This window comes from Bradyrhizobium sp. CCGE-LA001 (assembly GCF_000296215.2).
Taxonomy (GTDB): domain Bacteria; phylum Pseudomonadota; class Alphaproteobacteria; order Rhizobiales; family Xanthobacteraceae; genus Bradyrhizobium.
Genome location: NZ_CP013949.1, coordinates 4,534,420 through 4,560,237, shown reverse-complemented (window position 1 = coordinate 4,560,237; position 25,818 = coordinate 4,534,420). Strand labels below are relative to the sequence as shown.

19 protein-coding genes and 2 tRNA genes are annotated in these 25,818 nt (G+C 65.0%); 8 read left to right on the top strand and 13 right to left on the bottom strand.

Annotation, left to right across the window (positions count from 1 at the left end; all coding sequences use genetic code 11):
- Positions 1–1,317, bottom strand: a complete 1,317-nt coding sequence (locus BCCGELA001_RS21100) for a multicopper oxidase family protein (RefSeq protein ID WP_060736227.1) — start codon at positions 1,315–1,317, stop codon at positions 1–3.
- A gap of 154 nt (positions 1,318–1,471) precedes the next feature.
- Here BCCGELA001_RS21100 and BCCGELA001_RS21095 point away from each other — a divergent pair.
- The 3 genes from BCCGELA001_RS21095 (at position 1,472) to BCCGELA001_RS21085 (ending at position 4,002) form a co-directional block, all read left to right on the top strand.
- Positions 1,472–1,556: transfer RNA gene (locus BCCGELA001_RS21095), tRNA-Leu, on the top strand.
- A gap of 169 nt (positions 1,557–1,725) precedes the next feature.
- The gene (gene tig / locus BCCGELA001_RS21090; protein WP_060736226.1) at positions 1,726–3,087 is read left to right on the top strand and encodes a trigger factor; all 1,362 of its coding nucleotides are present in this window, start codon (positions 1,726–1,728) and stop codon (positions 3,085–3,087) included.
- A gap of 279 nt (positions 3,088–3,366) precedes the next feature.
- The gene (locus BCCGELA001_RS21085) at positions 3,367–4,002 is read left to right on the top strand and encodes an ATP-dependent Clp protease proteolytic subunit (RefSeq protein ID WP_008547852.1); all 636 of its coding nucleotides are present in this window, start codon (positions 3,367–3,369) and stop codon (positions 4,000–4,002) included.
- A gap of 74 nt (positions 4,003–4,076) precedes the next feature.
- Here BCCGELA001_RS21085 and BCCGELA001_RS37220 read toward each other — a convergent pair whose 3' ends face one another.
- A complete protein-coding gene (locus tag BCCGELA001_RS37220) occupies positions 4,077–4,283 on the bottom strand; it encodes a hypothetical protein (protein WP_144441400.1) in 207 nt (68 codons plus the stop codon).
- Between the two features lie 179 nt (positions 4,284–4,462).
- Between BCCGELA001_RS37220 and clpX the strand changes: the two genes are divergently transcribed.
- From clpX to BCCGELA001_RS21070, 3 genes are all read left to right on the top strand, one after another.
- Complete coding sequence (gene clpX / locus BCCGELA001_RS21080) at positions 4,463–5,734, top strand: ATP-dependent Clp protease ATP-binding subunit ClpX (protein WP_008547851.1); 1,272 nt, start codon at positions 4,463–4,465, stop codon at positions 5,732–5,734.
- 319 nt (positions 5,735–6,053) lie between these two features.
- Entirely contained in the window at positions 6,054–8,477 is a 2,424-nt protein-coding gene (lon, locus tag BCCGELA001_RS21075; RefSeq protein WP_008547850.1) for an endopeptidase La, read from the top strand.
- A 68-nt stretch (positions 8,478–8,545) separates the two neighbouring features.
- Positions 8,546–8,950 (top strand): GFA family protein, encoded by a 405-nt coding sequence (locus tag BCCGELA001_RS21070; protein WP_060736225.1) that lies wholly within the window; start codon positions 8,546–8,548, stop codon positions 8,948–8,950.
- 122 nt (positions 8,951–9,072) lie between these two features.
- Here the strand turns inward: BCCGELA001_RS21070 and BCCGELA001_RS21065 are convergent.
- The 3 genes from BCCGELA001_RS21065 to BCCGELA001_RS21055 all read right to left on the bottom strand — a co-directional run bounded on the left by BCCGELA001_RS21065 (position 9,073) and on the right by BCCGELA001_RS21055 (position 11,702).
- A tRNA-Val gene (locus BCCGELA001_RS21065) sits at positions 9,073–9,149 on the bottom strand.
- 191 nt (positions 9,150–9,340) lie between these two features.
- The gene (locus tag BCCGELA001_RS21060; protein ID WP_008547847.1) at positions 9,341–9,703 is read right to left on the bottom strand and encodes a hypothetical protein; all 363 of its coding nucleotides are present in this window, start codon (positions 9,701–9,703) and stop codon (positions 9,341–9,343) included.
- Between the two features lie 142 nt (positions 9,704–9,845).
- Positions 9,846–11,702, bottom strand: coding sequence for a caspase family protein (locus BCCGELA001_RS21055; RefSeq protein ID WP_060736224.1), 1,857 nt, complete (start codon positions 11,700–11,702; stop codon positions 9,846–9,848).
- A 311-nt stretch (positions 11,703–12,013) separates the two neighbouring features.
- Here BCCGELA001_RS21055 and BCCGELA001_RS21050 point away from each other — a divergent pair, with 311 nt between their 5' ends.
- A complete protein-coding gene (locus BCCGELA001_RS21050; protein WP_060737759.1) occupies positions 12,014–12,874 on the top strand; it encodes a class I SAM-dependent methyltransferase in 861 nt (286 codons plus the stop codon).
- A gap of 123 nt (positions 12,875–12,997) precedes the next feature.
- Here the strand turns inward: BCCGELA001_RS21050 and BCCGELA001_RS21045 are convergent, their stop codons facing one another.
- From BCCGELA001_RS21045 to BCCGELA001_RS21025, 5 genes are read right to left on the bottom strand one after another with little or no spacing between them, the layout of a single operon-like run.
- Positions 12,998–13,975 carry a cation diffusion facilitator family transporter gene (locus BCCGELA001_RS21045; RefSeq protein WP_060736223.1) on the bottom strand — a complete coding sequence of 326 codons (978 nt, stop codon included), beginning with the start codon at positions 13,973–13,975 and terminating at the stop codon, positions 12,998–13,000.
- 2 nt (positions 13,976–13,977) lie between these two features.
- Positions 13,978–17,196 carry an efflux RND transporter permease subunit gene (locus BCCGELA001_RS21040; RefSeq protein ID WP_060736222.1) on the bottom strand — a complete coding sequence of 1,073 codons (3,219 nt, stop codon included), beginning with the start codon at positions 17,194–17,196 and terminating at the stop codon, positions 13,978–13,980.
- Entirely contained in the window at positions 17,189–18,166 is a 978-nt protein-coding gene (gene ihpB, locus BCCGELA001_RS21035) for a divalent metal ion exporter adaptor subunit IhpB (RefSeq protein ID WP_008547842.1), read from the bottom strand. Before ihpB ends, BCCGELA001_RS21040 begins: the two co-directional genes overlap by 8 nt.
- Entirely contained in the window at positions 18,163–19,437 is a 1,275-nt protein-coding gene (gene ihpA / locus BCCGELA001_RS21030) for a divalent metal ion exporter subunit IhpA (protein WP_060736221.1), read from the bottom strand. The genes ihpB and ihpA overlap by 4 nt, the downstream gene beginning before the upstream one ends.
- Before the next feature lie 55 nt (positions 19,438–19,492).
- A complete protein-coding gene (locus BCCGELA001_RS21025) occupies positions 19,493–19,858 on the bottom strand; it encodes a hypothetical protein (protein WP_144441399.1) in 366 nt (121 codons plus the stop codon).
- Positions 19,859–20,033: 175 nt separating this feature from the next.
- Here BCCGELA001_RS21025 and BCCGELA001_RS21020 point away from each other — a divergent pair, with 175 nt between their 5' ends.
- Positions 20,034–20,657: a class I SAM-dependent methyltransferase gene (locus tag BCCGELA001_RS21020; RefSeq protein ID WP_060737757.1), complete on the top strand. Its 624-nt coding sequence runs from the start codon at positions 20,034–20,036 to the stop codon at positions 20,655–20,657.
- Between the two features lie 25 nt (positions 20,658–20,682).
- Here the strand turns inward: BCCGELA001_RS21020 and BCCGELA001_RS21015 are convergent, their stop codons facing one another.
- Genes BCCGELA001_RS21015 through BCCGELA001_RS21005 form a run of 3 tightly spaced genes read right to left on the bottom strand, consistent with a single transcriptional unit; the run spans position 20,683 to position 25,708 of the window.
- Positions 20,683–23,874, bottom strand: coding sequence for an efflux RND transporter permease subunit (locus BCCGELA001_RS21015; RefSeq protein WP_060736220.1), 3,192 nt, complete (start codon positions 23,872–23,874; stop codon positions 20,683–20,685).
- A complete protein-coding gene (locus BCCGELA001_RS21010) occupies positions 23,871–25,313 on the bottom strand; it encodes an efflux RND transporter periplasmic adaptor subunit (RefSeq protein WP_060736219.1) in 1,443 nt (480 codons plus the stop codon). Before BCCGELA001_RS21010 ends, BCCGELA001_RS21015 begins: the two co-directional genes overlap by 4 nt.
- Positions 25,310–25,708 (bottom strand): FixH family protein, encoded by a 399-nt coding sequence (locus BCCGELA001_RS21005; protein ID WP_060736218.1) that lies wholly within the window; start codon positions 25,706–25,708, stop codon positions 25,310–25,312. Before BCCGELA001_RS21005 ends, BCCGELA001_RS21010 begins: the two co-directional genes overlap by 4 nt.
- Between the last annotated feature and the right edge of the window lie 110 nt (positions 25,709–25,818).

The window sequence follows — 25,818 nt, the reverse complement described above, 5'->3', positions numbered from 1 at the left end:
TCACTCCACCGCGTACCAGCGCACCAGGCGCGGCGCGGCCCAATCGGTCACGACCGATTCGAGGAGCCATCGTCCGGGGAAGGTTGCCGCGAATGCGATGCGCTGGGTCTGGCCCGGCTCGACGGCGAGCGTGTCGAGCCAGTAGGGCTTCCAGCCGTCGTCGAGTTTGTCGAGCAGGCGGAAATGGTGGCCGTGAAGGTGGAACACGGTCGTGACGGGGGCGGGGTTCTTCAGGGCCAGCACGATGGTGCGGCCCGCCTTAGCGCGGAAGGCAGGGGCGGACGCGGTCGAAAAATTCGCGGGGCCTATCCAACCGGCGTCAGTCGCGCCGAGCGCGACATCGAACCGCAGGGCGCTTCTCAGATCGAGCGTCTCGGGGAGACCGTTCGATGGGAGCGGCTGTGGCGCGGCCAACGGCGCGCGCCGTTCTGCCGGGCCGGTGATCGCGAGGCTTCCGACCTGGCGCGCCTCCTTGCCGTCATGCAGCAGGAAAGAGGCTGACGTGGCCGCATTCACAAATGCGTCGGCGCGTGCGCCCGGCGCCAGCACCACGGCGCCGTTGCGGGCCGGAAACGGCTCGGCCGGCTGCCCGTCCAGGGCCATGACGCGAACCTCGTGGCTCTCCAATTTGATTGCCAGGACAGAGCGTTGCGAGCCGTTGATGAAGCGCAGCCGGAGCCGCTGATGGCCCGTCGCTGAGAGTTCGAATGAAGTCTGTCCGTTGATCGTGTAGAGCGCCGTCGTGTCCTTTGCGTCCCGGCCCGGCGGCACGGCGGTGCCATCCGGCCGCAGGCGCCATTCCTCGATCAGCAGAACCTCGTCACGGTCGACGGCTGGGCGGCTCGTCTCTTCGGCGATGATCGGCAGCGGGCGTGCAGGCTGCTTCAGGCCGTCTTCGAAGAGCCGGAAGTCGGCCAGCAGAGTTCCTGCGTTAGATATTGAAAGAATTGATGTTTCGGTCGTATTTGGAGTCGTCGGCGCGCGCCCCCGCAGCGGATCGGACGTGGCCGGGCCGTTCAGGCCGTACCACACTGGGGCAAGCGGCACAGGCAGCTCGTTCCGAAACACCACTTCGCAGCGGTCGCCCCGCTTGAGGCGGACGCTCCCCAAATGGCTTGCGGCGGCCAGCTCCCAGATTGGTGTAGGCGGCTGACCCGGCCTCAGAGCCAGCGTGGCGGGCCTGGCCTGCAGGGCGAGCTGGGCGGTCACGAGCGGGCCGGCGCCACCGGCAATCAAGCCGGCGGCCGAGGCGCCAAGTCCACTGGCAATGCCCGCCAAGAGCTCACGCCGGTTCGGGTCGAAAATCCGCAACGTCATGGCGCGATCCGGACCACGCCGCGCTGGATAAGTCCAGCCACCGTGCCTATTTGAAGCTTGCCTCCATCGGGCCATTTTTTTGCTGCGAACAGTCAGGCGCATGCTATAAGCCCGGCCGCCCGCGGCATCGCGGCCGGTCTTGATGCAAATTCACGCGGGCGTGGCGGAACTGGTAGACGCGCTGGATTTAGGTTCCAGTGACGAAAGTTGTGGGGGTTCGAGTCCCTCCGCCCGCACCAAGCGCTTATCGCGTTTGCACGGATTACGAGACCTTCCTCGCGGATGTTTGGCCGCTTGGAGCGGTCCGATGAACCACCGGCGTTGAGGCGTCCGCCTCGCGCTGGATCGATTAATGACAGCGTCCCGACGCATGCGCGCCGGGACCGAACGAAAAGAAGATTGGACGCCATGCAGGTCACAGAGACCCTCTCGGAAGGTTTGAAGCACGAGTTCAAGATCAGCGTCCCGGCGTCGGATCTCGACGCCAAGGCCGGCGCCAAGCTCGTCGACCTCAAGGACAAGGTCCGCATCAACGGCTTTCGCCCCGGCAAGGTGCCGGTCGCGCATTTGAAGAAGGTCTATGGCCGTTCGGTGATGGCCGAGACCATCGACCAGACCATCCGCGACACCAACACGCAGCTGTTCTCCGAGCGCGGCTTTCGCCTTGCGACCGAGCCGAAGATCACCATGCCGAGCGAGCAGGCCGAGGTCGAGGAGCTGCTGAGCGGCAAGACCGATCTGACCTACACGGTCGCAATCGAAGTGGTGCCTTCGATTGCGCTCGCCGACTTCAAGACCTTCCAGGTCGAGAAGCCCGTCGCCGAGGTCACCGACGCCGATGTCGACGAAGCGATCAAGCGCATCGCCGATTCCAACCGCAGCTTTGCCGACAAGGGCGAGGGCGCCAAGGCGGGTTCGGGTGATCGCGTCACCATCAATTTCAAGGGCAGCATCAACGGCGAACTGTTCGAGGGCGGCACCGGCGAAGGCATCCAGGTCGTCATCGGCTCCAACACCTTCATCCCCGGCTTCGAGGAGCAGCTCATCGGCATCGGCGCCAATGAGACGCGCACGCTGAAAGTGTCGTTCCCGCAGAACTACATGAACGACAAGCTCGCCGGTCAGCCCGCCGAGTTCGAGACCACCGCGACGCTGATCGAGGCGCCGCAGGATCTCGCGATCGACGACGAGTTCGCCAAGACGCTCGGCCTCGAATCGCTCGACAAGCTGAAGGAAGCCGCACGCGAGCGGCTGACTGCCGAGTTCGCGACCGCAACGCGCCAGCGCGTCAAGCGGGCGCTGCTCGACCGTCTCGACGAGGCGCATCGCTTCGAGGCGCCGCCCTCGCTCGTCGACGAAGAGTTCAATCTGATGTGGAACTCGGTGAAGGCCGAGATGGCCTCCGCCGGCAAGACCTTCGCCGACGAGGACACCACCGAGGACAAGGCCAAGGAAGAGTATCGCAAGATCGCCGACCGCCGCGTGCGGCTCGGCCTCGTGCTCTCCGAGATCGGCGAGAAGAACAAGATCAGCGTGACCGACGACGAGGTCGGCCGCGCCGTGATCGAGCGCGCGCGCCAGATGCCCGGCCGCGAGAAGGAAGTCTGGGACTATTACCGCAACAACGCCCAGGCGCTGGCCCAGCTTCGTGCACCGATCTACGAGGACAAGGTGGTCGACTTCATCCTTGAGCTTGCCAACGTGACCGAGACGAAGGTTTCGCGCGAGGACCTCTACAAGGACGACGAGGCGGAAAAGACCGCTGCCTGAGGGCTTTAAGATAGTCTCCCATTAAGGATGATCAGTGGAGAGGCCCAGCTAGCCAGATGGTCGGCTGGGCCTCTTTGCACGAATCAGCTTCAACTGCCGATCGGATTAAGCCTTAATGCGCTCCGCACTTGTCAGGCGCGAATTGGGCTATATCTGTCGGTACGCCTTCTAGCTCTACCAAGTTCCTGCATCACAGGACGTCCATCCGCCCTCCGGCAAATCCAGCCAAACTGGCGAGCCTGCCCGGCGATGTCCGTCTCCGAAAACCCTAGGTGACTCATGCGCGATCCGGTTGAAACCTACATGAACCTCGTGCCCATGGTGGTCGAGCAGACCAACCGTGGCGAGCGCGCCTACGACATTTTCTCGCGTCTCCTGAAGGAGCGCATCATCTTCCTGACCGGCCCGGTCGAGGACGGCATGTCGACGCTCGTCGTCGCGCAGCTCTTGTTCCTCGAGGCGGAGAATCCGAAGAAGGAAATCTCGATGTACATCAACTCGCCGGGCGGCGTGGTGACGTCGGGCCTTGCGATCTACGACACCATGCAGTTCATCCGCCCGCCGGTGTCGACGCTGTGCACGGGTCAGGCTGCCTCGATGGGCTCGCTGCTGCTCGCGGCCGGCGAGAAGGACATGCGCTTCTCGCTGCCGAATGCACGCATCATGGTTCACCAGCCCTCCGGCGGCTTCCAGGGGCAGGCCACCGACATCATGCTGCACGCCCAGGAAATCCTGAACTTGAAGAAGCGGCTCAACGAAATCTACGTGAAGCACACCGGCCAGACCTACAAGACGATCGAGGACGCGCTGGAGCGCGACAAGTTCCTGACCGCGAACGACGCCAAGGAGTTCGGTCTGGTCGACAAGGTCATCGACAAGCGCGCCGAGGAACCGGCGACGGCGAAGGCCCCGTAACACTACCGGTCGTGACGGCGATCCTCCGGCAACTTTCTGGGGATCGCCGCACACCCGTCAGGGCGCTGTTCACGTTAGGTGCGCGTGCGCGCATCGCAAAACGTGGTTTTGCGCCCTGCGACAGGCAGAAAGTTCCTCTTTCGTGCTTGTTTTTCGTGGCAATCCAGCAACGCCGGGGTGATTTCGATCACTTCGTCCGTGCCAAGGCCGGAAATCACGGTATTGTCACGGGTAGCCGGCGACCCCCGATTAGCGAATTCTTGATAGTCGGGTGACAGCATGGTTGGCTACGACTGATCGGCTATGATCGCGGGAGAATCGAGTGACCGTGATTCGCACGGTGTGTAAAGCGTAGGGTCTTTTTTGGTACGGAATTTGCTCTACTTAAGCTTCATGCCGGCCGTCGTGTCGGAATGGAGCGATCGAGCGGAACGGGATCGAACCGCGGACGGAGACATGAATGAGTAAGGTCGGCACGAGCGACTCCAAGAACACGCTATATTGCTCGTTCTGCGGCAAGAGCCAGCACGAAGTCCGCAAACTGATCGCGGGTCCCACGGTCTTCATTTGCGACGAGTGCGTCGAGCTCTGCATGGACATCATCCGCGAGGAGAACAAATCCTCGCTGGTCAAGTCGCGCGACGGCATTCCGACGCCGAAGGAAATCTGCAAGGTGCTGGACGATTACGTGATCGGTCAGAGCCATGCGAAGAAGGTCCTCTCGGTCGCGGTGCACAACCACTACAAGCGCCTCAACCACCAGACCAAGCACAACGACGTCGAGCTCGCGAAGTCGAACATCCTGCTGATCGGTCCGACCGGCTCGGGCAAGACGCTGCTCGCGCAGACGCTCGCCCGCATCCTCGACGTGCCGTTCACCATGGCGGACGCGACCACGCTGACGGAAGCCGGCTATGTCGGCGAGGACGTCGAGAACATCATCCTGAAGCTGCTCCAGGCCGCCGACTACAATGTCGAGCGCGCCCAGCGCGGCATCGTCTACATCGACGAAATCGACAAGATCAGCCGCAAGTCCGACAATCCCTCGATCACGCGCGACGTGTCGGGTGAGGGCGTGCAGCAGGCGCTGCTCAAGATCATGGAAGGCACGGTGGCTTCGGTCCCGCCGCAGGGCGGCCGCAAGCATCCGCAGCAGGAGTTCCTGCAGGTGGATACCACCAACATCCTGTTCATCTGCGGCGGCGCCTTCGCCGGGCTCGAGAAGATCATCTCGGCACGTGGACGGTCGACCTCGATCGGCTTCGGTGCCCAGGTGCTCGCGCCGGAAGATCGCCGCACCGGCGAGATCTTCCGTCACGTCGAGCCGGAGGACCTCCTGAAGTACGGCCTCATTCCGGAATTCGTCGGCCGTCTGCCCGTCGTGGCGACGCTCGAGGACCTGGACGAGACCTCGCTGAAGAAGATCCTCACCGAGCCGAAGAACGCGCTGGTGAAACAGTACCAGCGGCTGTTCGAGATGGAGAACATCGAGCTGACCTTCGCCGACGAGGCGCTTGGCGCGGTCGCCCGCAAGGCGATCGAGCGCAAGACCGGCGCGCGCGGCCTGCGCTCGATCCTCGAAGCGATCCTGCTCGAGACCATGTTCGACCTGCCGGGCCTGGAAGGTGTGGAAGAGGTCGTGATCTCGCGGGAAGTCGTGGAAGGCACGGCGCGTCCGCTCTACATCTACGCCGATCGGTCCGATCGCGCGGTCGAGAACGCCAGCGCCTGATCGGCGCTGGAAACGCTCCAATCGTCTCATCAAATCGGGCTGCGGACATGTATCTCCGCAGCCGGTGTTGCGTCGCTTATCGCGTTGCGTAAGCGCCTGATGGCGCGCGTTTTTCAATGACTTGACACCCCCCTTGTCGATAGCCACCTAATGTCGGCGGCGAGCGAAAATTCTCTTCAAGATTCGCCTCAGTTCCGATCCGGCAAGCCGGTCCAACGCGCAAACGGGCCGACCGTCTTGCGGATCACCTCGGCACCTTGTGGCGGTTGCGCATGATCAGCGGGCTGCGTGCGAGGGGGCAAAGCAAAAGGAAAAGGCCATGACTAATCCCAAACCCAGGCCAACCATCGTCCATGGCGAAACGCACGCTTATCCCGTGCTGCCGCTGCGCGACATCGTCGTCTTCCCGCACATGATCGTGCCGCTCTTCGTCGGCCGCGAGAAGTCGATCCGCGCGCTCGAAGAGGTGATGAAGAACGACGCGCTGATCATGCTCGCGACGCAGAAGAACGCGTCCGACGATGATCCGGCCCCCGATGCCATTTACGAGACCGGTACGCTTGCCAGCGTGCTCCAGCTCTTGAAGCTCCCTGATGGCACCGTGAAGGTGCTGGTCGAAGGGCTCGAGCGTGCGCGCGTGCAGAAATACACCGATCGCGCCGACTACTATGAAGCCACCGCCGTTGCGCTCGCCGACACCGATGCGAAATCGGTCGAGGCCGAGGCGCTGGCACGCTCGGTCGTGTCCGATTTCGAGAGCTACGTGAAGCTCAACAAGAAGATCTCGGCCGAGGTCGTCGGCGTCGTGCAGGCGATCACCGATTTCGCCAAGCTTGCCGACACCGTGGCCTCGCATCTCGCCGTCAAGATCGCCGATCGCCAGGGCATCCTGGAGACGCTGTCCGTCACCACGCGCCTGGAGAAGGTGCTGGGCCTGATGGAGAGCGAGATCTCGGTGCTGCAGGTCGAGAAGCGGATTCGTTCTCGCGTCAAACGACAAATGGAGAAGACCCAGCGCGAGTATTATCTCAACGAGCAGATGAAGGCGATCCAGAAGGAACTCGGCGACGACGACGGTCGCGACGAGCTCGCCGATCTCGAAGAGAAGATCTCCAAGACCAAGCTCTCCAAGGAAGCGCGCGAGAAGGCGCAGCATGAATTGAAGAAGCTGCGCCAGATGTCACCGATGTCCGCGGAAGCGACCGTCGTGCGCAACTATCTGGACTGGCTGCTGTCAATCCCGTGGAACAAGAAGTCCAAGGTGAAGAAGGACCTGGAGGCCGCGCAGGCCATCCTGGACTCCGATCACTACGGGCTGGAGAAGGTCAAGGAACGCATCGTCGAGTATCTCGCGGTGCAGTCGCGCGCCAACAAGCTGACCGGCCCGATCCTGTGCCTCGTCGGGCCTCCCGGCGTCGGCAAGACCTCGCTCGGCAAGTCGATCGCGAAGGCGACGGGGCGCGAGTTCGTGCGGGTCTCGCTCGGCGGCGTGCGCGACGAGGCCGAGATCCGCGGTCATCGCCGCACCTATATCGGCTCGATGCCCGGCAAGATCATCCAGTCGATGCGCAAGGCGAAGTCGTCCAATCCGCTGTTCCTCCTGGACGAGATCGACAAGATGGGCGCTGATTTCCGCGGCGACCCGTCCTCGGCTCTGCTCGAGGTTCTCGACCCCGAGCAGAACGGGACGTTCAACGACCACTATCTCGAGGTCGACTACGATCTGTCCAACGTGATGTTCATCACCACCGCGAATACGCTCAATATTCCGGGCCCGCTGATGGACCGCATGGAGATCATCCGGATCGCGGGCTACACCGAGAACGAGAAGGTCGAGATCTCGCGCAAGCATCTGATCCCGAACGCGGTGTCCAAGCATGGCCTGGACTCCAAGGAGTTCTCGATCGACGACGACGCGTTGCTGCTTCTGATCCGCCGCTACACCCGCGAAGCGGGCGTGCGTAATCTGGAGCGTGAGCTCTCCACACTCGCCCGCAAGGCGGTGAAGGAGCTGATGATCTCCAAGAAGAAGGCGGTCAAGGTCACCGAGAAGACCCTGGAAGAGCTGCTCGGCGTGCCGAAATACCGCTTCGGCGAGATCGAGAGCGAGCCGCAGGTCGGCATCGTCACCGGCCTTGCCTGGACCGATGTCGGCGGCGAGCTGCTGACGATCGAAGGCGTCATGATGCCCGGCAAGGGCAAGATGACGGTCACGGGCAATCTGCGCGACGTCATGAAGGAGTCGATCTCGGCGGCGGCGTCCTACGTCCGCTCGCGGGCAATCAACTACGGCGTCGAGCCGCCGCTGTTCGACCGGCGCGACATCCACGTGCACGTGCCGGAAGGTGCGACGCCGAAGGATGGTCCGTCTGCGGGCGTCGCCATGGCCACCGCGATCATCTCGGTCATGACCGGCATCCCGGTCCGCCACGATGTCGCGATGACCGGCGAGATCACGCTGCGCGGCCGCGTGCTGCCGATCGGCGGCCTCAAGGAGAAGCTGCTGGCTGCGGCCCGCGGCGGCATCAAGACGGTGCTGATCCCCGAGGACAACGCCAAGGATCTCACGGAGATTTCCGATGCGATCAAGGGCGGCATGGAGATCATCCCGGTCTCCCGCCTCGACGACGTCGTCGCCAAGGCGCTGGTGAAGAAGCCGACGCCGATCGTCTGGGAAGAGGACACCAAGGTGACGGTGAAGCCGGACGGCGATGAAGCCGCCGGCGGTCTGACCGCTCACTGATCTCAAGCGAAAGATGATAAAACGGCGCCTTCGGGCGCCGTTTTTGTTTGGGGGAAGGGGACGCGGCAATGCAGATCGACGGGCAATGCCATTGCGGGAAGATCACCTTTGAGGCCGAGATCGATCCGGAGGAGGTCTCGGTGTGCCACTGCCGGGACTGCCAGACGCTGACCGGCTCGCCGTTCCGGGTGACTGCGATCTGCACCAAGGCTGACGTCCACCTGACCGGCGGCACGCCAAAAATCTACGGCAAGCGCGGCGACAACGGCCGAATGCGCTTCCAGCATTTCTGCGCCGATTGCGGTTCCCCGCTGTTCACGAGCGGTGAGGGCGACCAGGCTGATGATTGGGGCATCCGCTGGGGCGCTATCCGCCAGCGCGACCAATTGCGGCCCGTCAGGCAGATCTGGTGCCAGTCGGCGGCGGTGTGGATCGACGCCGTGCCGCTGCTGCCGGGCAGGCCGGGGGATTGAGGGCCGAGATTGGCGAGCCCGCCTTCGCCCGTTGGGTTTCGGCGCGACAGCCTTCACTTGCTTCGCGCTCATGGCCTGCGCTGCTGGCCTGCCGAGCCGTAGCTCGCGAAGCGAGCGAAGGCTGGTGGGCGGTCACGGATTCGAACCGCGGACCCTCTCGGTGTAAACGAGATGCTCTAACCAGCTGAGCTAACCGCCCAATGGCGCCTCTTTAGCGCCCCGGCAGGTGCCGAAGCAAGAGCCGAGCGCGCCCGAGCGGGCTCCAATGCCGTCTGGTTAGAGCTTTCTGCCGGACACGGGCGGCCCTGCAGCAGCCCGCTGCAGGGCAATCCTTTCTCGCACTGCGGATCTCGACCTCCAGCCGAGGAGGCGGCGGTCATGCTCCGGGTCTCAGGCCGTCTTGGTGAACATCGTCAGCACGCCGTCGGCGATGTTGATCGCGACGACTTGTGCCGAGCTCAAGCCCTTGGCTTTGAGCACCGAGGCGGCCTGCGGTGTGGCGTCGATAGACTGCCGGAGCGACTGGATGTCCTTCTCGGTCGTTTGCGCCACGAGTTCATCGACCTTGGCGCGCACGGCCGGCTGCAATTCCTTGACGTCGACAACCTGTATGCTCCGGATCACCGTGCTGGACTGCGTCGACGGCTGTTCCGTGCCGGATTGCGAGGATGCGCCCTGCGCCTGCACAAGGGTCGGTGTTCCCAGCGAGAGAGCTGCAACGATGACAGATGCCGTGAAGCTGCGCATGGTCATGCCTTTTCCAGTTTGAGGAACCGCGACCCTAGCGGGGAAATCTGGTTGGCATCTGATTCCGATGTGGCGGTTCGGTGAAACCAATGCGGCCGCAATGCGCGGGTATGAGACGCTTGTGTCGGGTCTGGGCCCAACGCGCAACTCAGTTGCAGACTTCAACGTTTGTGTATCCTCCCATATTCCCCTTCGCAAAGACCGCCGGCGAGTTCAACTCGAGACGGCAGCCGGGCCGGACCGGGCGGCAGCCGGCATGTCCGCACACGATTTGCCCACTCGATTGCGGTTTCGACGGAGCAGCTTCGGTTTTCTTACGTTCTGTGTCTCGCGCAGGTGCGTCGTCGCGCTTGGCGATGGGCTTCTTGTCCTGCACCTTCTCGCATTCATTGTCGTCATTGACGCGGTAGCCGGCGCGGCAGGTGATCTTCACGCAGGCGTCGCCATCGGCCTTGAATCCGCGGTCGCAGATCAGCGGGCAGACGCGGCCCGGCTTGACCTTGATCGCGTCCAGCGCTTCGAAGCTGGGGAGCTTGGGGTCGAATTTGGTGCCGGCGTATTTGTTGAACAGCGTCAGCGAACGTTGTGATGCAGCGTTCCAGTCGCCGTCTGCTGAGGCCGTCAGACAGCCGACGCGGCGGAGCTCCGACTGCACCAGTTTTGTCGTTTCCTGCGGAGACGTCGCCGGCGGGGTTGAAGAGGGTGCAACCGCCGCGACCTTCTGCTCTGCATTGCCTGAGGCCTGTTTCTCCGCGGCCTGCTTCGCAGCGAGCTCGGCTGCGGCCTTGTCGCTCGCGAGTTTCTCAGCCAGCGCCTTCTCGGCGGCTTGCTTGTCAGCGAGGACCTTCGCTGCTGCCGCCTCGGCTTCTTTCCGCCGCTGCTCGGCTGCGGCCGCCCTGGCTTCCTCGATCTGCTTGGCCTTCTCGGCCGCAAGGCGCTTTTCCTCGGCAGCTTTGGCCGCGGCTGCCGCCTTCTCCTGCTCGGCCTTGTTGGCCCGCTCGGCAGCGAGCCGGGCCTTTCCCTCTTCCGCCTGCCGGGCCTTATCTGCAGTGGCGGCGCGGATCTCTTCGGCGACGATCTTGTTCATCTGGCCTTTCGCGAGATCGGCATAGAAGCCGCTCGGAAAGCGGTTGAGGAACGCCGTCCATCCGTCACGCGTGCCGAGCTGAAGCGCCAGTTCGTAGTCGCGTCGGATCTCGCTGTCAGGGTTTGCCTGGGGACCGGTGACAACCGGCTTCGCCGCCACCAGCGGCACGTCATCGCCGCCCAGCGAGCCGTAGACATAGGGCTCCTGCTTGTAACCAGTGTTCTTGAGGACGTCGTCACGGACGAAGCCGAACGCCTTGCGCAGGTCGAGCCCGGGCGTGGGCAGGCGTTCGACCAGGGCTGCGGCAAACGGGCTGTTTCTGGAATCGCCGTCGGAGGCGGTCGAGCCGGCCTTGGCCGCGAAGGCGATCATGGTGTTCGGGCTGCTCGGCTCGACCTTGGCGAGGCCGCGGCCGATGGCGCGTGCGGCGACCGTCCGTTTCATCGTCTTGGCGAACGGGTTATCGCGGCAGGCATCGAGAATGACGAGGCGAAGCTGCTTGGCCGGCTCGATGGCGAACAACACCCGGTCGAGCGGGAAAGCCTCGTCGAACACGTCGGCGTCGGTTTCCAGCGCGGCATCGGTTGGGATGAGGTAGTTGTTGCCGTCAAGCTCGATGCCGTGGCCCGCATAATAAATAACGGCGACGTCGGCTTCGCGCGCCTTGCTGCCGAACTCGCGGAGCGCCTTGCGCATGTCGACGACGCTCAGGTCGAGCTTGACGTCCACGGTGTCGAACCCGGCCTTCCTGAACATGCCGCCGACAAGGAAAGCGTCATTCACCGGATTGGCGAGCCGGGGTACGCTTTTGTAGGCGGAATTGCCGATGACGAGAGCAACGCGCTTTTCCGCATGCGCCGATCCGCAGCTGAGACACAGGCCCGTCAATAAAAACAGGAAAATCCGAATCGCGCCCATTGCCGCCCCAAATCGCAATGTGATCAGAGTAGTCGCAGAGTGTCATCGAGGCAAAGGACAGCTATGTGATCAACGTCACAGGCGCCCGGGCCGGCCTGGGGATCTCATTTATCGCCATTGCTGCCGGACGTGCCTGCGCAAAGCACGGCGCTTGAATAAGAGTGGTTCGACCATCGCAATCTGGTAATGACGGCGCGCTCGCTTTGGCTCCTTGAAGGGGTGCGCCTGCCTTCCCGACGTGATATCGCCGCTGTGCGGTCTTAGAACCGCGACGGGACGGGCATTCGGGAATGGGAACGACCGGGGACACCATGCAACAGCCGAGCGGACACGCAGAGAACGCCGACCAGATCGCTTATTGGAACGGGCCGAGCGGGCAGCGTTGGGCCGATCGTCACACGGCGCAGGAGAAGCTGCTCGGCCCCATCGCTGACGTGCTGATCGACCGCGCCGGGCCAAAGCCGGGCGAGCGCGTTCTCGATGTCGGCTGCGGCTCCGGCGCGACGACGTTCGCGTTCGCGAGGGCGGTGGCGCCCGATGGCTTTGCGCTCGGGCTCGACGTCTCCGAGCCCATGCTGTCGCAGGCGCGCGCGTTGGCGCCGAAAGGCCTGCCGCTCGATTTCGTGCTGGCGGATGCGACGGTGCATCGGTTCGAGCCGGCGAGCTTCGATCTGCTCGCCTCGCGCTTTGGCGTGATGTTCTTCGCCGATCCGATCGCCTCCTTCACCAATCTTCGCCGCGCGCTGACGCCGACCGGGCGGCTCGCCTTCGTCTGCTGGCGCGAGCCGAAGGAAAATCCGTGGATGATGACGCCCTTGATGGCGGTCTATAAGCACGTCCCCAAGATGCCGCCGGTCGGGCCCGAGGAGCCCGGTCCGTTCGCCTTCGCCTCTGAGGAGCGCGTGATGCGTATCCTGAAGGGCGCTGGCTTCGTGGACGTCGCGATGCAGCCGCACAATCTTCCGATGGATATCGCGATCGGCGGCGGGCTCGAGGCGGCGGTCGACGGCGCGCTCCAGATCGGCCCCGCCAGCCGTGCGCTCCAGGGCCATCCGCCGGAGACCTACGAGGCCGCGAAAGCCTCGATCCGCGAGATGCTCGCGCCGTTTTTGAAGGGACAGAGTGTGGCGTTGCAGGGTGCGATCTGGATCGTGACGGCAAAGGCGGGATAGGCCGCAGCTCTCTCCGCCGTCATTGCGAGGAGCACTTGCGACGAAACAATCCAGACTATTTCCGCGGAAGCAGTCTGGATTGCTTCGCTGCGCTCGCAATGACGGCGTGGAGGCAGAGTCGCTTCACACCACATCATCCGGCGCCAGTGCGCAGCCATTGTCTGGATGCGTTTCCACCTGAAGCGTGGTGTGGCCGATGCGGAATGAGGTCTTGAGGAGCTGCGCCGTCTCCATCAAGAAGGCGTCGCCGGTGCCCGCGGGCATCACGAGGTGGCAGGTCAGCGCCGTCTCGGTCGTCGAGATCGGCCAGACGTGGAGATCGTGGATCGCCGACACGCCGGGGCGGGCCAGCAGGAACGCCCTGATCGCGGCGAGGTCGGTGCCCTTGGGAGCGGCTGCCATCGACATGTCGATGGAGCCGCGCAGGAGGCTGCTCGTGCTCCAGAGGATGGTGGCGCAGATGACGAGGCTGGTGACGGGGTCGAGCCAGAGCCAGCCGGTCCAGATGATCAGCGCCGCCGAGACCACGACGCCGAGCGAGACCGCGGCGTCGGCGGCCATGTGCAGATAAGCGCCTTCGATGTTGATGTCGTCCTTGCGTCCGCCCGCGAACAGCAGGGCGGTAAAGCCGTTGATGAGGATGCCGATGCCGGCGACCACCATCACGGTAATGCCTGCGACCGGCTCGGGCTGTTGCAGGCGCAGGATCGCCTCCCAGCCGATCGCGCCGGTCGCGACCAGCAGGAAGACCGCATTGGCCAGCGCCGCCAGGATGGTGGAGGCGCGCAAGCCGTAGGTGAAGCGGCCGCTCGGCGCGCGCTTCGCCGCGATCGAGGCGCCCCAGGCCACGACGAGGCCGAGCACGTCGGACAGGTTATGGCCGGCGTCGGCGAGCAGGGCGGTGGAGTTGCCGATATAGCCGTAAGTCGCCTCGGCCACGACCAGCGCGATGTTGAGCGAAATGCCGATCGCGAACGCTTTGCCGAAGCTCGCGGGCGCATGGACGTGCCCGTGCCCGTGAGCATGGCCGTGCTCGTGAACATGATCATGCGAATGGCCATGATCGTGGTGATGGTGTCCGTGATGGTCGTGACCGGCCACCTCTAGCGCTCCCCGGAAGCTGCCAAATCGGGCGCCATTGTAGGCGTTTCGCTCGCCGCGTCACGGCGGAACAGCACATAGAGTGCCGGCAGCACCAGGAGTGTCAGCATGGTCGAGGAAATGATGCCGCCGATCACCACGGTTGCGAGCGGGCGCTGCACCTCGGCGCCGGCGCCCGTGGCGAGTGCCATCGGCACGAAGCCGAGCGAGGCGACGAGGGCCGTCATCAGCACCGGGCGCAGCCGCGTCAGTGCGCCCTCGCGCACGGCATCCACGACGGAGTACCCTTCGCTGCGCAGCCGCTCGATGAAGGCGATGATGACGAGGCCGTTGAGCACGGCGACGCCCGACAGCGCGATGAAGCCGACGCCGGCGCTGATGGACAAGGGAATGTCGCGCAGCAGCAGCGCCGCGACACCGCCGGTCAGTGCCAGCGGCACGCCTGAAAACACGAGCGCCGCATCCGCCGCCGATCCCATCCCCATGAACAGCAGCAGGAACACCAGGAGCAGCGCCACCGGCACCACGATCGTCAGCCGCTTGGTTGCGGAGACCAGTTGCTCGAACTGTCCGCCCCAGCCGATCCAGTAGCCCGGCGGCAGCTTGACCTTCTCGGCCACTGCCGCCTCGGCCTCGGCGACGAAGGAGCCGAGATCGCGGGCGCGGACATTGGCGGTGACGACGATGCGCCGCTTGCCGTTCTCGCGGCTGATCTGGTTGGGCCCGGGCGTCGCGTCGACGGTCGCAACCGACGACAGCGGCACATAGCGCATCTGGGTGAGCGGGGAGGCGGCCAGCGCTGCTCGAACGGCCGTGCCGGAGCCGGAATCCTCACCGGGCGGGAGCGGAATCGGGATGGCCCTGATGGCCTCGAGATTGCCGCGCAGATGCTCGGGCAGGCGGACCACGATCTCGAAGCGGCGGTCGCCCTCGAACAGCTTGCCGGCCGACTTGCCGCCGACCGCGATCTCGACGATGCCCTGCACCTCGGCGACGCTGAGCCCGTAGCGCGCGAGCGCCTGGCGGTCGAGGCGCACGGTGAGAATCGGCAGGCCAGCGACCTGCTCGATCTTGACGTCGCTGGCGCCGCGGATGCCGCGGATCGCGGCCTCCACCTGTTTGGCGGCGCCTTGCAGGATGTCGAGATCGTCGCCGAAGATCTTGACGCCAACGTCGGTGCGCACGCCGGAGATCAGCTCGTTGACGCGGAACTGGATCGGCTGGGAGATCTCATAGGCGCTGCCGGGAATCTCGTCAGCGGCGTGCTCGATGGCCTCGATCACCTCGGATTTGGTCTTGTGCGGATCGGGCCATTCGCTGCGCGGCTTTAGCATGATGTAACCGTCGGTCTGTGCCGGCGACATCGGGTCGGTCGCGATCTCCGCGGTGCCGATGCGGGTGAAGAACTCCTTTACTTCGGGGATCTGCATGATGCGCTTTTCCAGCGCCTTTTGCAGGTCCAGCGATTGAGTGAGGCTGGTGCCGGGAATTCGGATCGAAGCCAGCGCGACGTCGCCTTCGTCGAGGCTTGGAATGAACTCGCCCCCCATCCGCGCGGCAGTGATGCCGCTTGCGACCACGATGACGACGGCCATGATGGCGACCGCGGCGCGGTTGTCGATGGCAAAGCGCAGCAGGGGAAGATAAGCGCGCTTCGCCCCCCGCATGAACAGGTTCTCGTGCTCGGACACCTTGCCGGTGACGAAAATGGCAACCGCTGCCGGCACAAAGGTGATGGAGAACAGCACGGCCGCGCCGAGCGCCATCAGAACGGTCATGGCCATGGGCGTGAACATCTTGCCTTCGACGCCGGTCAACGTCAGCACGGGCAGGTAGACCACGGCGATGATGAGCGTTCCGAACAGGCTCGGCTTGATGACGTCGCTGGAGCCGCGCAGGATCGCGTCCAGCCGTTCGGAGGTCGTGAGCAGCCGGCCTTTCTCGCGCTGGGCGGCGGCCAGCATGCGCAGGCAGTTCTCGACGATGATGACGGCGCCGTCGACGATGATGCCGAAGTCGATCGCGCCGAGACTCATCAGATTGGCGCTGACCTTGGTCTCAACCATGCCGGTGATGGTCATGGCCATGGACAGGGGGATGACGCAGGCCGTGACCAGCGCGGCGCGGATGTTTCCGAGGATCAGGAACAGCACGGCCACGACCAGCGCGGCGCCTTCCAGCAGATTGTTGCGGACCGTGCGGATGGTGGCTTCGACCAGATCGGTGCGGTCGTAGACGGTCCGCGTCACGACGCCCTCGGGCAGCGATTTGGCGATATCTTCGAGACGGTCCGCGACGCGGCGGGCGACGCTCCGGCTGTTCTCGCCGATCAGCAGCATGGCGGTGCCGAGCACCGTCTCCTCGCCGTTCCACGTCGCCGCGCCCGTGCGCAGATCGCGGCCTTCCTTCACGGTGGCGACGTCCCTGATCCTGACGGGATTGCCGCCGCGCGAGCCGATCACGATGTCCTGGATCTCATTGACATTGCCGACCTGGCCCGGCGAGCGAACCAGATATTGCTCGCCGTTGCGCTCGATATAGCCGGCCCCGACATTGGCATTGTTGGCGGCGAGCGCCGTCATGACGTCGCGAAAGCCGAGCCGGTAGGCCATCAGCTTGCCGGGATCCGGCAGCACGTGGAATTGCCGCTCGAAACCGCCGATGGTGTTGACTTCGATCACCCCCGGCACGTTGCGCAGCTGCGGCCGGATGATCCAGTCCTGCACGGTGCGCAGATCGGTCAGCGAATAGTCGTGGCCGCCTTGCGTCTTGGCGCCGGCCTTGGCCTCGACGGTGTACAAGAAGATCTCGCCGAGCCCGGTCGAGACCGGGCCCATCGCGACCTCGACGCCGGCCGGCAGCTGGTCCTTCACCTGCTGGATGCGTTCGCCGACGAGCTGTCGGGCGAAGTAGATGTCGGTGCCATCCTTGAACACGACCGTCACCTGGCTGAGGCCGTAGCGCGACAGCGAGCGCGTGTAGTCGAGCTTCGGCAGGCCGCCCATCGCGGTCTCGACCGGGAAGGTGATGCGCTGCTCGGTCTCCAGCGGCGAATAGCCGGGCGCGCGCGTGTTGATCTGAACCTGGACGTTGGTGATGTCGGGGACGGCGTCGATCGGAAGGCGCTGGAAATTCCAGGCGCCGAAGGCGAGGGCGCCGAGCGCGAGGACGAGAACCAGCCAGCGCTGTTGCAGCGAGACGGCGATGAGACGCTCAATCATGCTCGGCCTCGCCCTTGCCCATCTCCGCCTTTACGACGAAGCTGTTCTCCGCGACATAGTGCTCGCCGGCTGCAAGGCCAGCCTTGATCTCGACGAACCGCGGATCGGAATCCCCGAGCTCGACCGGGCGCGCCTCGATCTTGTCGCCCTCCTCGCGGACGAACACGATGGTCCTGTTCTCCAGCGTCTGGATCGCGCTTCGGCGCACGGCGACCGCGACGTCGCGCGCGGCGAGGATCAGCCGCGCCGTGACGAACAGGCCGGGGCGCAGGCGTCCGTCCGGATTTGGCAGCACCACGCGCGCCAGCGCCGTCTGGGTCTCGCTCGATCCGATCGGCGCCATGTAGGAGATCTTGCCCTTGATCTCGCCGCGGCCGTCGTCGGGATCGATCAGCACCTCGTCGTTGAGGCGCACGCGCCGGAGGTCCTGCCGGTAGATCGACAGGTCGACCCAGATGCTGGAGAGGTCGGCGACGACGAAGGCCGGCTTCTGCTCGGAGGCGTATTCGCCGAGCGAGATCTGGCGCTCGATGATGGTGCCGGCGATCGGCGCCTTCAGTTCGTAGACGGTGAGGCTTTGGTTGCTCTCGATCGCGGCTAGCAGATCGTCCTTGCCGACCTTGTCGCCGATCCGCTTCAGGATCGATTTGGCGATGCCCGGAAAGCGCGGCGTGACCTGCACCACGGCTTCCTGATTGGCGCGCAGGATGCCGTTGAAGGCGAGCGTGTCGGTCAGTGTCGCGCTTGCGGCTTCCGCCAGCGTGACGCCCGCCGCGGCCAGCTTGACGTCGGAGATGCGGATGCGGTCGGCGCCGTGCTCGTCCTGCTCGACGCGATCGTTCGGCTTCTTGTGTTCGGAATGCTCAGCATGCTCGGTGTGCGCGTGCTTGCTGTCAGCGAGCAGGGAATAGCCGTAGGCGCCGAGCGCGGCGGCCACGATCGCCACGACGATGGTGGAAGACGTCTTCATCGGGCGCTCTCCCGGGCCAGCGCAAAGGGATTACCGACGAGGCCTTCGATGATGGCCACGCCTGCATGGAAATTCTGCAGCGCCTCCTGCTCGCGCAGCCGCGCCTGGCTCACGCTCGCCTGTGCGTCCAGCACTTCGAGCAGGGTGAAGCGGCCCTGGCCGTAACCCTGCGCGATCGCATCGGACGCTTCGACAGCCTTGGGGATCGCGGTCTCGCGCAGCACGGCGAGCTCGCGCAGCGAGCCCTGGAGCGAGTCGTAGGCCCGGCCGGCGATCACGATCAGCGCGTTGCGGTTGGCCTCGCGCTCGGCCTTGGTCTTGGCGAGGCTTTCCTGCGCGGAGAGGATGTTCCCCTGGTTCTGGTCGAACACGGGAATGGGCACTGAGACGGTCAGTCGCGCCGCATCGTCGTTGGTTTCGTTGTAATGGCGCCAGCCGGCCGCGATCCGCACGTCGGGATAAGGCCTGAGCCGGGCGAGCAGCAGCTCGGCATTGCGCTGAGCGTATACCGCGGTCCAGCGCACCAATTGCGGATTGGCATCGATGGCGGCGACGACCGACTGGAACGTCGGTGGCCGCCCGGTGGTGTCGAGCCGGCCCGAGACCTCGCCGAATTTGGTCGCGGGATCGCCCATCAGCACCGCAAGCTCGCGCCGCGCGCTCGCCAATGTCGCTTTGAGGCGCTCGCGGTCCGCCTTGACCAGCGCAGAGGCGACCTCGGCGCGGCCGGTCTCCGCCGGCGAGGAGGCTCCTGCCTCGACGCGGCGGCGGAGCAGCGGCGTCAGGCGGTCGATCGCGGCGATCTGCTCGTCGAGGATCTGGATGCGCCGCTGTGCACCGAGCACGCTGAGAAAAGCGATCGCGGTCTCGGACAGCACCTCCAGCCTGACGGCCTTGCGCTGGATCGCGGCGACTTCGATACCGGCCTGCCCGGCCGCGATCCGTGCCTCGCGCTTACCGAACAGCTCGAAGGCCTGGCTGATCTGGAGCGTGGTCTCGGCCGATCGCGTCCCGCGATATCTGCCGGAGCCGAACGAGTCATCCTGCTCATAGGTGAGTTCCGGATTGAGCAGGGCGCCGGCCTGGATGCGCTGGCCCGTGGCGATGCCGACGTCACGCTCCGCCGCCGTCAGCCGCGGGCTCGCGGCCAGCGCCCGCGACAAGGCGCTGCGCATCGTCAAAGTCTGGGCGTGAGCCGGTACAAGTGCCGATCCGACAATCAAGCACGCCGCCGCGCACGCGAGGCGCGCAGCCATTCCCCTGCGAAACATGAAACCAACCTGTGAAGGACGAACCTAATGGGCGCGAGGCGCCCGACCAATCCGTTCAGGCAATATGTTTGGGGGGCGGGGAGTCGGTATCGGGGATGATTCCGGCGAGCCGGGGTGCAGGCTGCGGGCGCGATGCCGACACAAGGAACATCGATGCGGCCGCAGGCGCGGACTGAGCCACCGCGACCGAGAAGCAGCCGTGGCAGTGATGGCCGGCGAGCGCTGCGTTGTCGCCATGGCCTGCGGCGCCGTCGTCGAGAATAGAAGCGATCTCCGAGCCGCCGGCGGGGCTGGTCACGTCGAGGTCGCACAGCCCGTGGGCGGTGCCCGCGAACAGATAGGTCACCGCAACAAGCACAGCCAGCAGTCCGCGCCAGTTGCGCAAGCGGCTAAACAGGGCGGGCTGGCGGGGCAGGAACACGAATTTGCTCTCGGTGTCGGTCAGGTTGGCCTAGCACGGCGACGGGAACAGTGTCGACCCGCAACAATGTTACGTGTGGGGAACTTGATGTCGCGGGCGGGGACGGCAATTGTAACTTGTGCAGCTTGCAATGGTCGGAGCTGACAAACTGCGCCGAGATGATGGAAAGGGCGTCATGACGAGTTCAAGCCGGGCGGCCCATTGGCAGGCCGTTTACGAGAGCAAGAGCGAACGCGAGGTGAGCTGGTTTCAGGAGATTCCGTCGCCCTCGCTCGAGCTGATCGCGCTGACCGGCGCGGCGCCGACCTCTTCGATCGTCGATATCGGCGGCGGGGCGTCCCGGCTGGTCGATGCGCTCCTGTCCAAGGGATATACGGACCTGACCGTGCTGGATTTATCCGATGCGGCGCTCGCGGCATCGCGGGCGCGGCTCGGTGCCGCCAGCGACGGGGTGGCGTGGATCGCGGCCGACGTGACGGCCTGGCAACCAACGCGGACATACGACCTCTGGCACGACCGCGCGGCATTTCATTTCCTCAACGCGCCGGAAGAACAAGCCGCCTACGTGGCCGTTGTCAGACGGGCCGTGAAGATCGGCGGTCACGTCATCATCGGAACATTTGCCGTCGATGGTCCGGAGAAGTGCAGCGGCATGCCGGTGACGCGCCACAGTGCCGACAGCATCGCAGCGCTGCTCGGCCCTGGCTTCACGTTGATCGATCATCGCCGGCATGGGCATGTGACGCCGTGGCAATCGGTGCAGAACTTTCAGTTCAGCAGCTTCGTCAGGTCGTCATAACCTCCCACGATCGTGCGATTTGCGCTCATTGGGCGGGCTCCAGTGCATCGCGGCGTTGCGCGGGGCTTTCGACGTGGAGCGGGGGCCCTGCGTTCGTGCCGGGTGACGACGGCAGCCCAATCCCTTTTACGATCCCGAAGATCGCGGGAATCACGATCAGCGTCAGCAGGGTCGAGGATATCATGCCGCCGATCATGGGCACCGCGATGCGCTGCATGATTTCCGAGCCCGCGCCGCTGCTCCACATGATCGGCAACAGGCCGGCCATGATCGCGACCACCGTCATCATCTTCGGGCGGACGCGCTCGACTGCACCCTCCATGATGGCGGCGTAGAGATCGTCGCGTGTCATCGGGCGGCCTGCGCGCGCGCAGCGCGTCTGGGTCTCGGCGAGCGCGTGGTTGAGATAGATCAGCATCACGACACCGGTCTCGGCTGCCACGCCCGCCAGCGCGATGAAGCCGACGGCGACCGCGACCGACAGGTTGAACCCGAGCCACCACATCAGCCAGAGGCCGCCGACGAGGGCGAATGGCAGCGAAAGCATGACGATCAGCGTCTCGGTGACCGAGCGGAAGTTGAGATAGAGCAGCAGGAAGATGATCAGCAGCGTCACCGGCACCACGATCTTGAGCCGCGCGGTGGCACGCTCGAGATACTCGTATTGACCGCTCCAGATTAGATAATAGCCGGGCGGGAACTGGATGCTGGCCTGCACCGCGCGCTGGGCCTCGGTGACGTAGCCGCCGAGATCGCGGTCGCGGATGTCGACATAGATGTACGTGGCGAGCTGGCCGTTCTCGGTCCGGATCGACGTCGGCCCGCGTGCCGGCGTCACGGTTGCAACCTCGCCGAGGGGAACGGCGCCGCCCGATGGCATGGGCACCAGGATGTCGCTGCTGATCGTCTTTGGATTGTCGCGCAGGTCGCGCGGGTAGCGCATGTTGACCGTGAAACGCTGACGCCCTTCCACCGTCGTGGTCACGGTCTGGCCGCCGAGCGCGGTTGCGATGGTGTCCTGCACGTCCTGAATCGCGATGCCGTAGCGCGCCAGCGCCTCGCGGTTCGGCGTGATCTCGAGGTAGTAGCCGCCGAGGCCGCGCTCGGCATAGGCCGAGGAGGTGCCGGGCACGGCCTTGAGGACCTGCTCGACCTGCTTTGCAAGCTTGTCGATCCCGGCGAGATCCGCGCCGATCACCTTGACGCCGACGGGGGTGCGGATGCCGGTCGAGAGCATGTCGATGCGGGCCTTGATCGGCATGGTCCAGGCGTTGGAGACGCCGGGAAACTGCAGCGCCTTGTCCATCTCGGCGATCAGGCTGTCGACGGTCATGCCTGCGCGCCATTCCGCTTTCGGCTTCAGATTGACGATGGTCTCGAACATCTCCGACGGCGCAGGGTCGGTTGCTGTCGCCGCGCGGCCGGCCTTGCCATAGACCGAGGCGACCTCGGGGAACGACCGGATGATGCGGTCCTGGGTCTGCATCAGCTCGGCAGCCTTGGTCATGGAGATGCCGGGTAGCGTGGTCGGCATGTAGAGCAGGGTGCCTTCGTCGAGGTTAGGCATGAATTCGGTGCCGAGCTGCCGCGCCGGCCAGACCGAAGCCGCGAGCACGCCGAGGGCCAGCAGGATCACCACGATCTTGGCGCGCAGTACGCCCGATATCACCGGGCGGTAAATCCAGATCAGGAATCGGTTGATCGGATTGCTGTGCTCCGGGATGATCCGGCCGCGAACGAAGATCACCATCAGCGCCGGCACCAAGGTCACCGACAGCAGCGCCGCTGCCGCCATCGCAAAGGTCTTGGTGAAGGCAAGCGGGCTGAACAGGCGACCTTCCTGAGACTCCAGCGTGAAGATCGGCATGAACGAGACGGTGATGATCAGGAGGCTGAAGAACAGGGCAGGGCCGACTTCGGCCGCAGCTTCGATCAGAATCGCGAGCCGCGAACGGCCGGGCTCGGCGCGTTCGAGGTGCTTGTGCGCGTTCTCGATCATGACGATCGCGGCGTCGATCATGGCGCCGATCGCGATCGCGATGCCGCCGAGACTCATGATGTTGGAGCCGATCCCGAGCAGCTTCATGGCGCCGAAGGCCATCAGGACGCCGACGGGAAGCATCAGGATCGCGACCAGCGCGCTGCGGACATGCAGCAGGAACACGATGCAGACGAGGGCCACGACGATGCTCTCCTCGACCAGCGTGTGCCTCAGGGTGTCGATCGCGGCGTAAATCAGGTTCGAGCGGTCGTAGACGGGAACGATCTCGACCGATTTCGGCAGGCTGGTCGCGATCGCGGCAAAGCGCTTCTTGACGTTCTCGATCACGTCGAGCGCATTCACGCCGAAGCGCTGGAGCACGATGCCGCTCGCGACCTCGCCCTCGCCATTGAGCTCGGCGATGCCGCGCCGCTCGTCCGGGCCGAGCTCGATGCGGGCGACGTCGCGCAGCTTGACCGGCGTGCCGTTGTCGGTCTTCAGCACGATGTTTCCGAGATCGTCGACGTTTCTCAGATAACCCCTGCCGCGGATGACATATTCGAACTCGGACAGCTCGACGGTGCGGCCGCCGACATCGGCATTGCTGGCCCGGATCGCCTCGCGCATCTTCTGCATCGTGATGCCGAGATCGCGCATGCGCTGCGGATCGAGGATCACGTTGTACTGTTTGACGAAGCCGCCGACGCTTGCGATCTCCGCGACGCCTTCCGCCTTGGCCAGCGCGAATTTCAGGTTCCAGTCCTGGATGGTCCGGGTCTCCGCGAGGTTCAGCTCCTTCGACATCACGGCGTACTGGTAGACCCAGCCCACGCCGGTGGCGTCCGGGCCGATCGTCGGCGTCACGCCGGTCGGCAGCCTCGATGCCGCGCCGTTGAGGAATTCGAGCACGCGCGAACGCGCCCAGTAGATGTCGGTGCCGTCCTCGAAGATGACGTAGACGAAGGAGACGCCGAAGAAGGAGAAGCCGCGCACCACCTTCGATTTCGGCACCGTCAGCATGGCGGTCGTCAGTGGATAGGTGATCTGGTCCTCGATCACCTGCGGCGCCTGTCCCTGGTATTCGGTGTAGACGATGACCTGGGTGTCGGAGAGATCGGGAATGGCGTCCAGCGGCAGATGCAGGAGGGCGTAGAGGCCCGCGGCGGCGGCAAAGCCGGTGCCGAACAGCACCAGCAGCAGGTTGCGTGCCGACCATGCGATGACGCGCGCGATCATGGCTTGGCTCCCATTGCCTTGCCGCCGTCCTGCATCGTGCCGGGCTCGGCGAAACCCTTCAGCGCAGCTTTCAGATTGCTCTCGGCGTCGATCAGGAAGTTGGCGGAGGTCACGACGGAATCGCCCTCGGCAAGGCCGTCGCGGATCTCGACATAGCCGTCGCCGCGCCGCCCGGGCTTGACCTCGCGCGGCTCGAAACGGCCCAGGCCTTTGTCGACCAGCACGGCCTGCCGGCTGCCGGTGTCGAGCAGCGCGCTCTCGGCGACGCTGAGCACCGGCACCGCCGTGCCCGTGTCGATCTCGACATCGACATACATGTCGGGAAGCAATGCGAGGTCGGCATTGGCCAGCTCAATTCGTACCCGCGCCGTGCGTGTCTCCTTGTTCAGCTGCGGATAGATCACTCCGATCAGGCCCGTGAACTCCCGGCCGGGATAGCTACGGGCCCGTAATCTCACCGACTGGCCGACGGCGATGTTGCCGAGGTCGCGCTCAGCCACGTCCACCGTCGCCCAGACATGCGAGATGTCTGCGATGCGGAACAGCACGTCGCCGGGCTGGGCGCGCATGCCCTCGACCGCGTTGCGCTGGAGCACGATGCCGTCGCGCGGTGACGACCACGGGATGGTGATCGGCACCGAACGGTTCTTTTCCATCTCCGTGATGACCGGTTCGGGAACGTCGAGATTGACGAGGCGCTGCCGGGAGCCGCGGCCATAGGGCTCGATGCCGGCCGTCGTCTTCGAGGTGATCGTCGCGAGATATTCGGCCGCCGCGGACGAGACCGCCGCGCTGTAGATCTCCATCAGCGGCTGGCCCTTGGCGACGCGGCTGCCGGTGGTGACGTCGGCGACTTTCTGCACGAAGCTCTCGGCACGCATCGCGACCACCGATATGCGACGTTCATCGAGCTGGATCGTGCCGGGTGCGCGCACCAGCGTTCTGATCCGGCGCAGCTCGGCCGGCTCGGATTTGACGCCGCTGCGCTGGATCTTGCCGGGCGAGAGCTTGATCGAACCGTCGTCGGCGTCCTCGTCGTCGTAGACGGGAATGTAATCCATTCCCATCTGGTCCTTCTTCGGCACCGGCGAGGTGTCCGGCAGGCCCATCGGGTTGCGGTAGAACTTGATCCTGCGATCGCTCTTCGCCTCGGCCGTCATGGTCTCGGGCGCGTCGTCGGGGTCGTCGAAGCTGATGTCCTCGCTCGCCCGCACCGGGCGATAGTCGCGGCCGTCGGCGGTCTTCCTGGGCGTGAGCGAGTAGAACGGCTTGCCGTCCGGATCCTTGAAATAGATCGGTGCGCCCGCGTCCGCAGCGTGCGCGGCAGAGGTCAGCAAGCCCGGATCTGGCTGAGGCTGCATGGCGCGGCTTGTAACCAGGGCGACACCTGCCACCGCGAAGATCGCGGCGGCAGTGCCGATGATGATGAGGCGGGTCATTTCTCGGCCGTGACGACGAGCTTGTTTTCGACCGTGCCGGTTTCACCCTGCACCTTGGCGCCGAGCGAGAGCTGCCAGCGCCCAGCCATGCTGAAATTGGCCTTGAAGCGGTAGGTCCCGGGTTCGGTGCCCGGCATGGCCGTCACCTTGGTGGCCATCTCCTGCATGCCGTCGGGGGCCATGTCGAGCCTGATCGCGAAGATCACGGCGTCGGGTATCGCCTTGCCGCTGCTCTTGTCGACCAGCCGCACGGTCACGACGCGATCGGCGCCGGTCTTGACCGTCGGCTGAGCCAGCTGGAATTCGTAGGTCTTGATGTCGGCATGGGCAGCACCGGTGAGCGCAGCGCCGATCAGCGCGGCCAGGGCGACGCGCGCGAGCTTGATGGTCGTCATGATCTATAGTTCCTCGATGGGTCTGATGGAGCGGGCGGAGCTGCCCGCCGCAAGCGGGATGCAACTCAGCGGCAGGCAATGGCGCGTACGCCGCTATCGGCGTGCACGGT

What these genes read in the sequence shown, in the direction of transcription:
- BCCGELA001_RS21040 (WP_060736222.1), bottom strand. Translation starts at nt 17,196, where the DNA reads ATGATTGAGCGTCTCATCGCCGTCTCGCTGCAACAGCGCTGGCTGGTT.
- BCCGELA001_RS21070 (WP_060736225.1), top strand. Translation starts at nt 8,546, where the DNA reads ATGCAGATCGACGGGCAATGCCATTGCGGGAAGATCACCTTTGAGGCC.
- BCCGELA001_RS21050 (WP_060737759.1), top strand. Translation starts at nt 12,014, where the DNA reads ATGCAACAGCCGAGCGGACACGCAGAGAACGCCGACCAGATCGCTTAT.
- BCCGELA001_RS21015 (WP_060736220.1), bottom strand. Translation starts at nt 23,874, where the DNA reads ATGATCGCGCGCGTCATCGCATGGTCGGCACGCAACCTGCTGCTGGTG.
- ihpB (WP_008547842.1), bottom strand. Translation starts at nt 18,166, where the DNA reads ATGAAGACGTCTTCCACCATCGTCGTGGCGATCGTGGCCGCCGCGCTC.
- lon (WP_008547850.1), top strand. Translation starts at nt 6,054, where the DNA reads ATGACTAATCCCAAACCCAGGCCAACCATCGTCCATGGCGAAACGCAC.
- BCCGELA001_RS21005 (WP_060736218.1), bottom strand. Translation starts at nt 25,708, where the DNA reads ATGACGACCATCAAGCTCGCGCGCGTCGCCCTGGCCGCGCTGATCGGC.
- BCCGELA001_RS21060 (WP_008547847.1), bottom strand. Translation starts at nt 9,703, where the DNA reads ATGACCATGCGCAGCTTCACGGCATCTGTCATCGTTGCAGCTCTCTCG.
- ihpA (WP_060736221.1), bottom strand. Translation starts at nt 19,437, where the DNA reads ATGTTTCGCAGGGGAATGGCTGCGCGCCTCGCGTGCGCGGCGGCGTGC.
- BCCGELA001_RS21085 (WP_008547852.1), top strand. Translation starts at nt 3,367, where the DNA reads ATGCGCGATCCGGTTGAAACCTACATGAACCTCGTGCCCATGGTGGTC.
- tig (WP_060736226.1), top strand. Translation starts at nt 1,726, where the DNA reads ATGCAGGTCACAGAGACCCTCTCGGAAGGTTTGAAGCACGAGTTCAAG.
- BCCGELA001_RS21010 (WP_060736219.1), bottom strand. Translation starts at nt 25,313, where the DNA reads ATGACCCGCCTCATCATCATCGGCACTGCCGCCGCGATCTTCGCGGTG.
- BCCGELA001_RS21100 (WP_060736227.1), bottom strand. Translation starts at nt 1,317, where the DNA reads ATGACGTTGCGGATTTTCGACCCGAACCGGCGTGAGCTCTTGGCGGGC.
- BCCGELA001_RS21020 (WP_060737757.1), top strand. Translation starts at nt 20,034, where the DNA reads ATGACGAGTTCAAGCCGGGCGGCCCATTGGCAGGCCGTTTACGAGAGC.
- BCCGELA001_RS21055 (WP_060736224.1), bottom strand. Translation starts at nt 11,702, where the DNA reads ATGGGCGCGATTCGGATTTTCCTGTTTTTATTGACGGGCCTGTGTCTC.
- clpX (WP_008547851.1), top strand. Translation starts at nt 4,463, where the DNA reads ATGAGTAAGGTCGGCACGAGCGACTCCAAGAACACGCTATATTGCTCG.
- BCCGELA001_RS37220 (WP_144441400.1), bottom strand. Translation starts at nt 4,283, where the DNA reads ATGCTGTCACCCGACTATCAAGAATTCGCTAATCGGGGGTCGCCGGCT.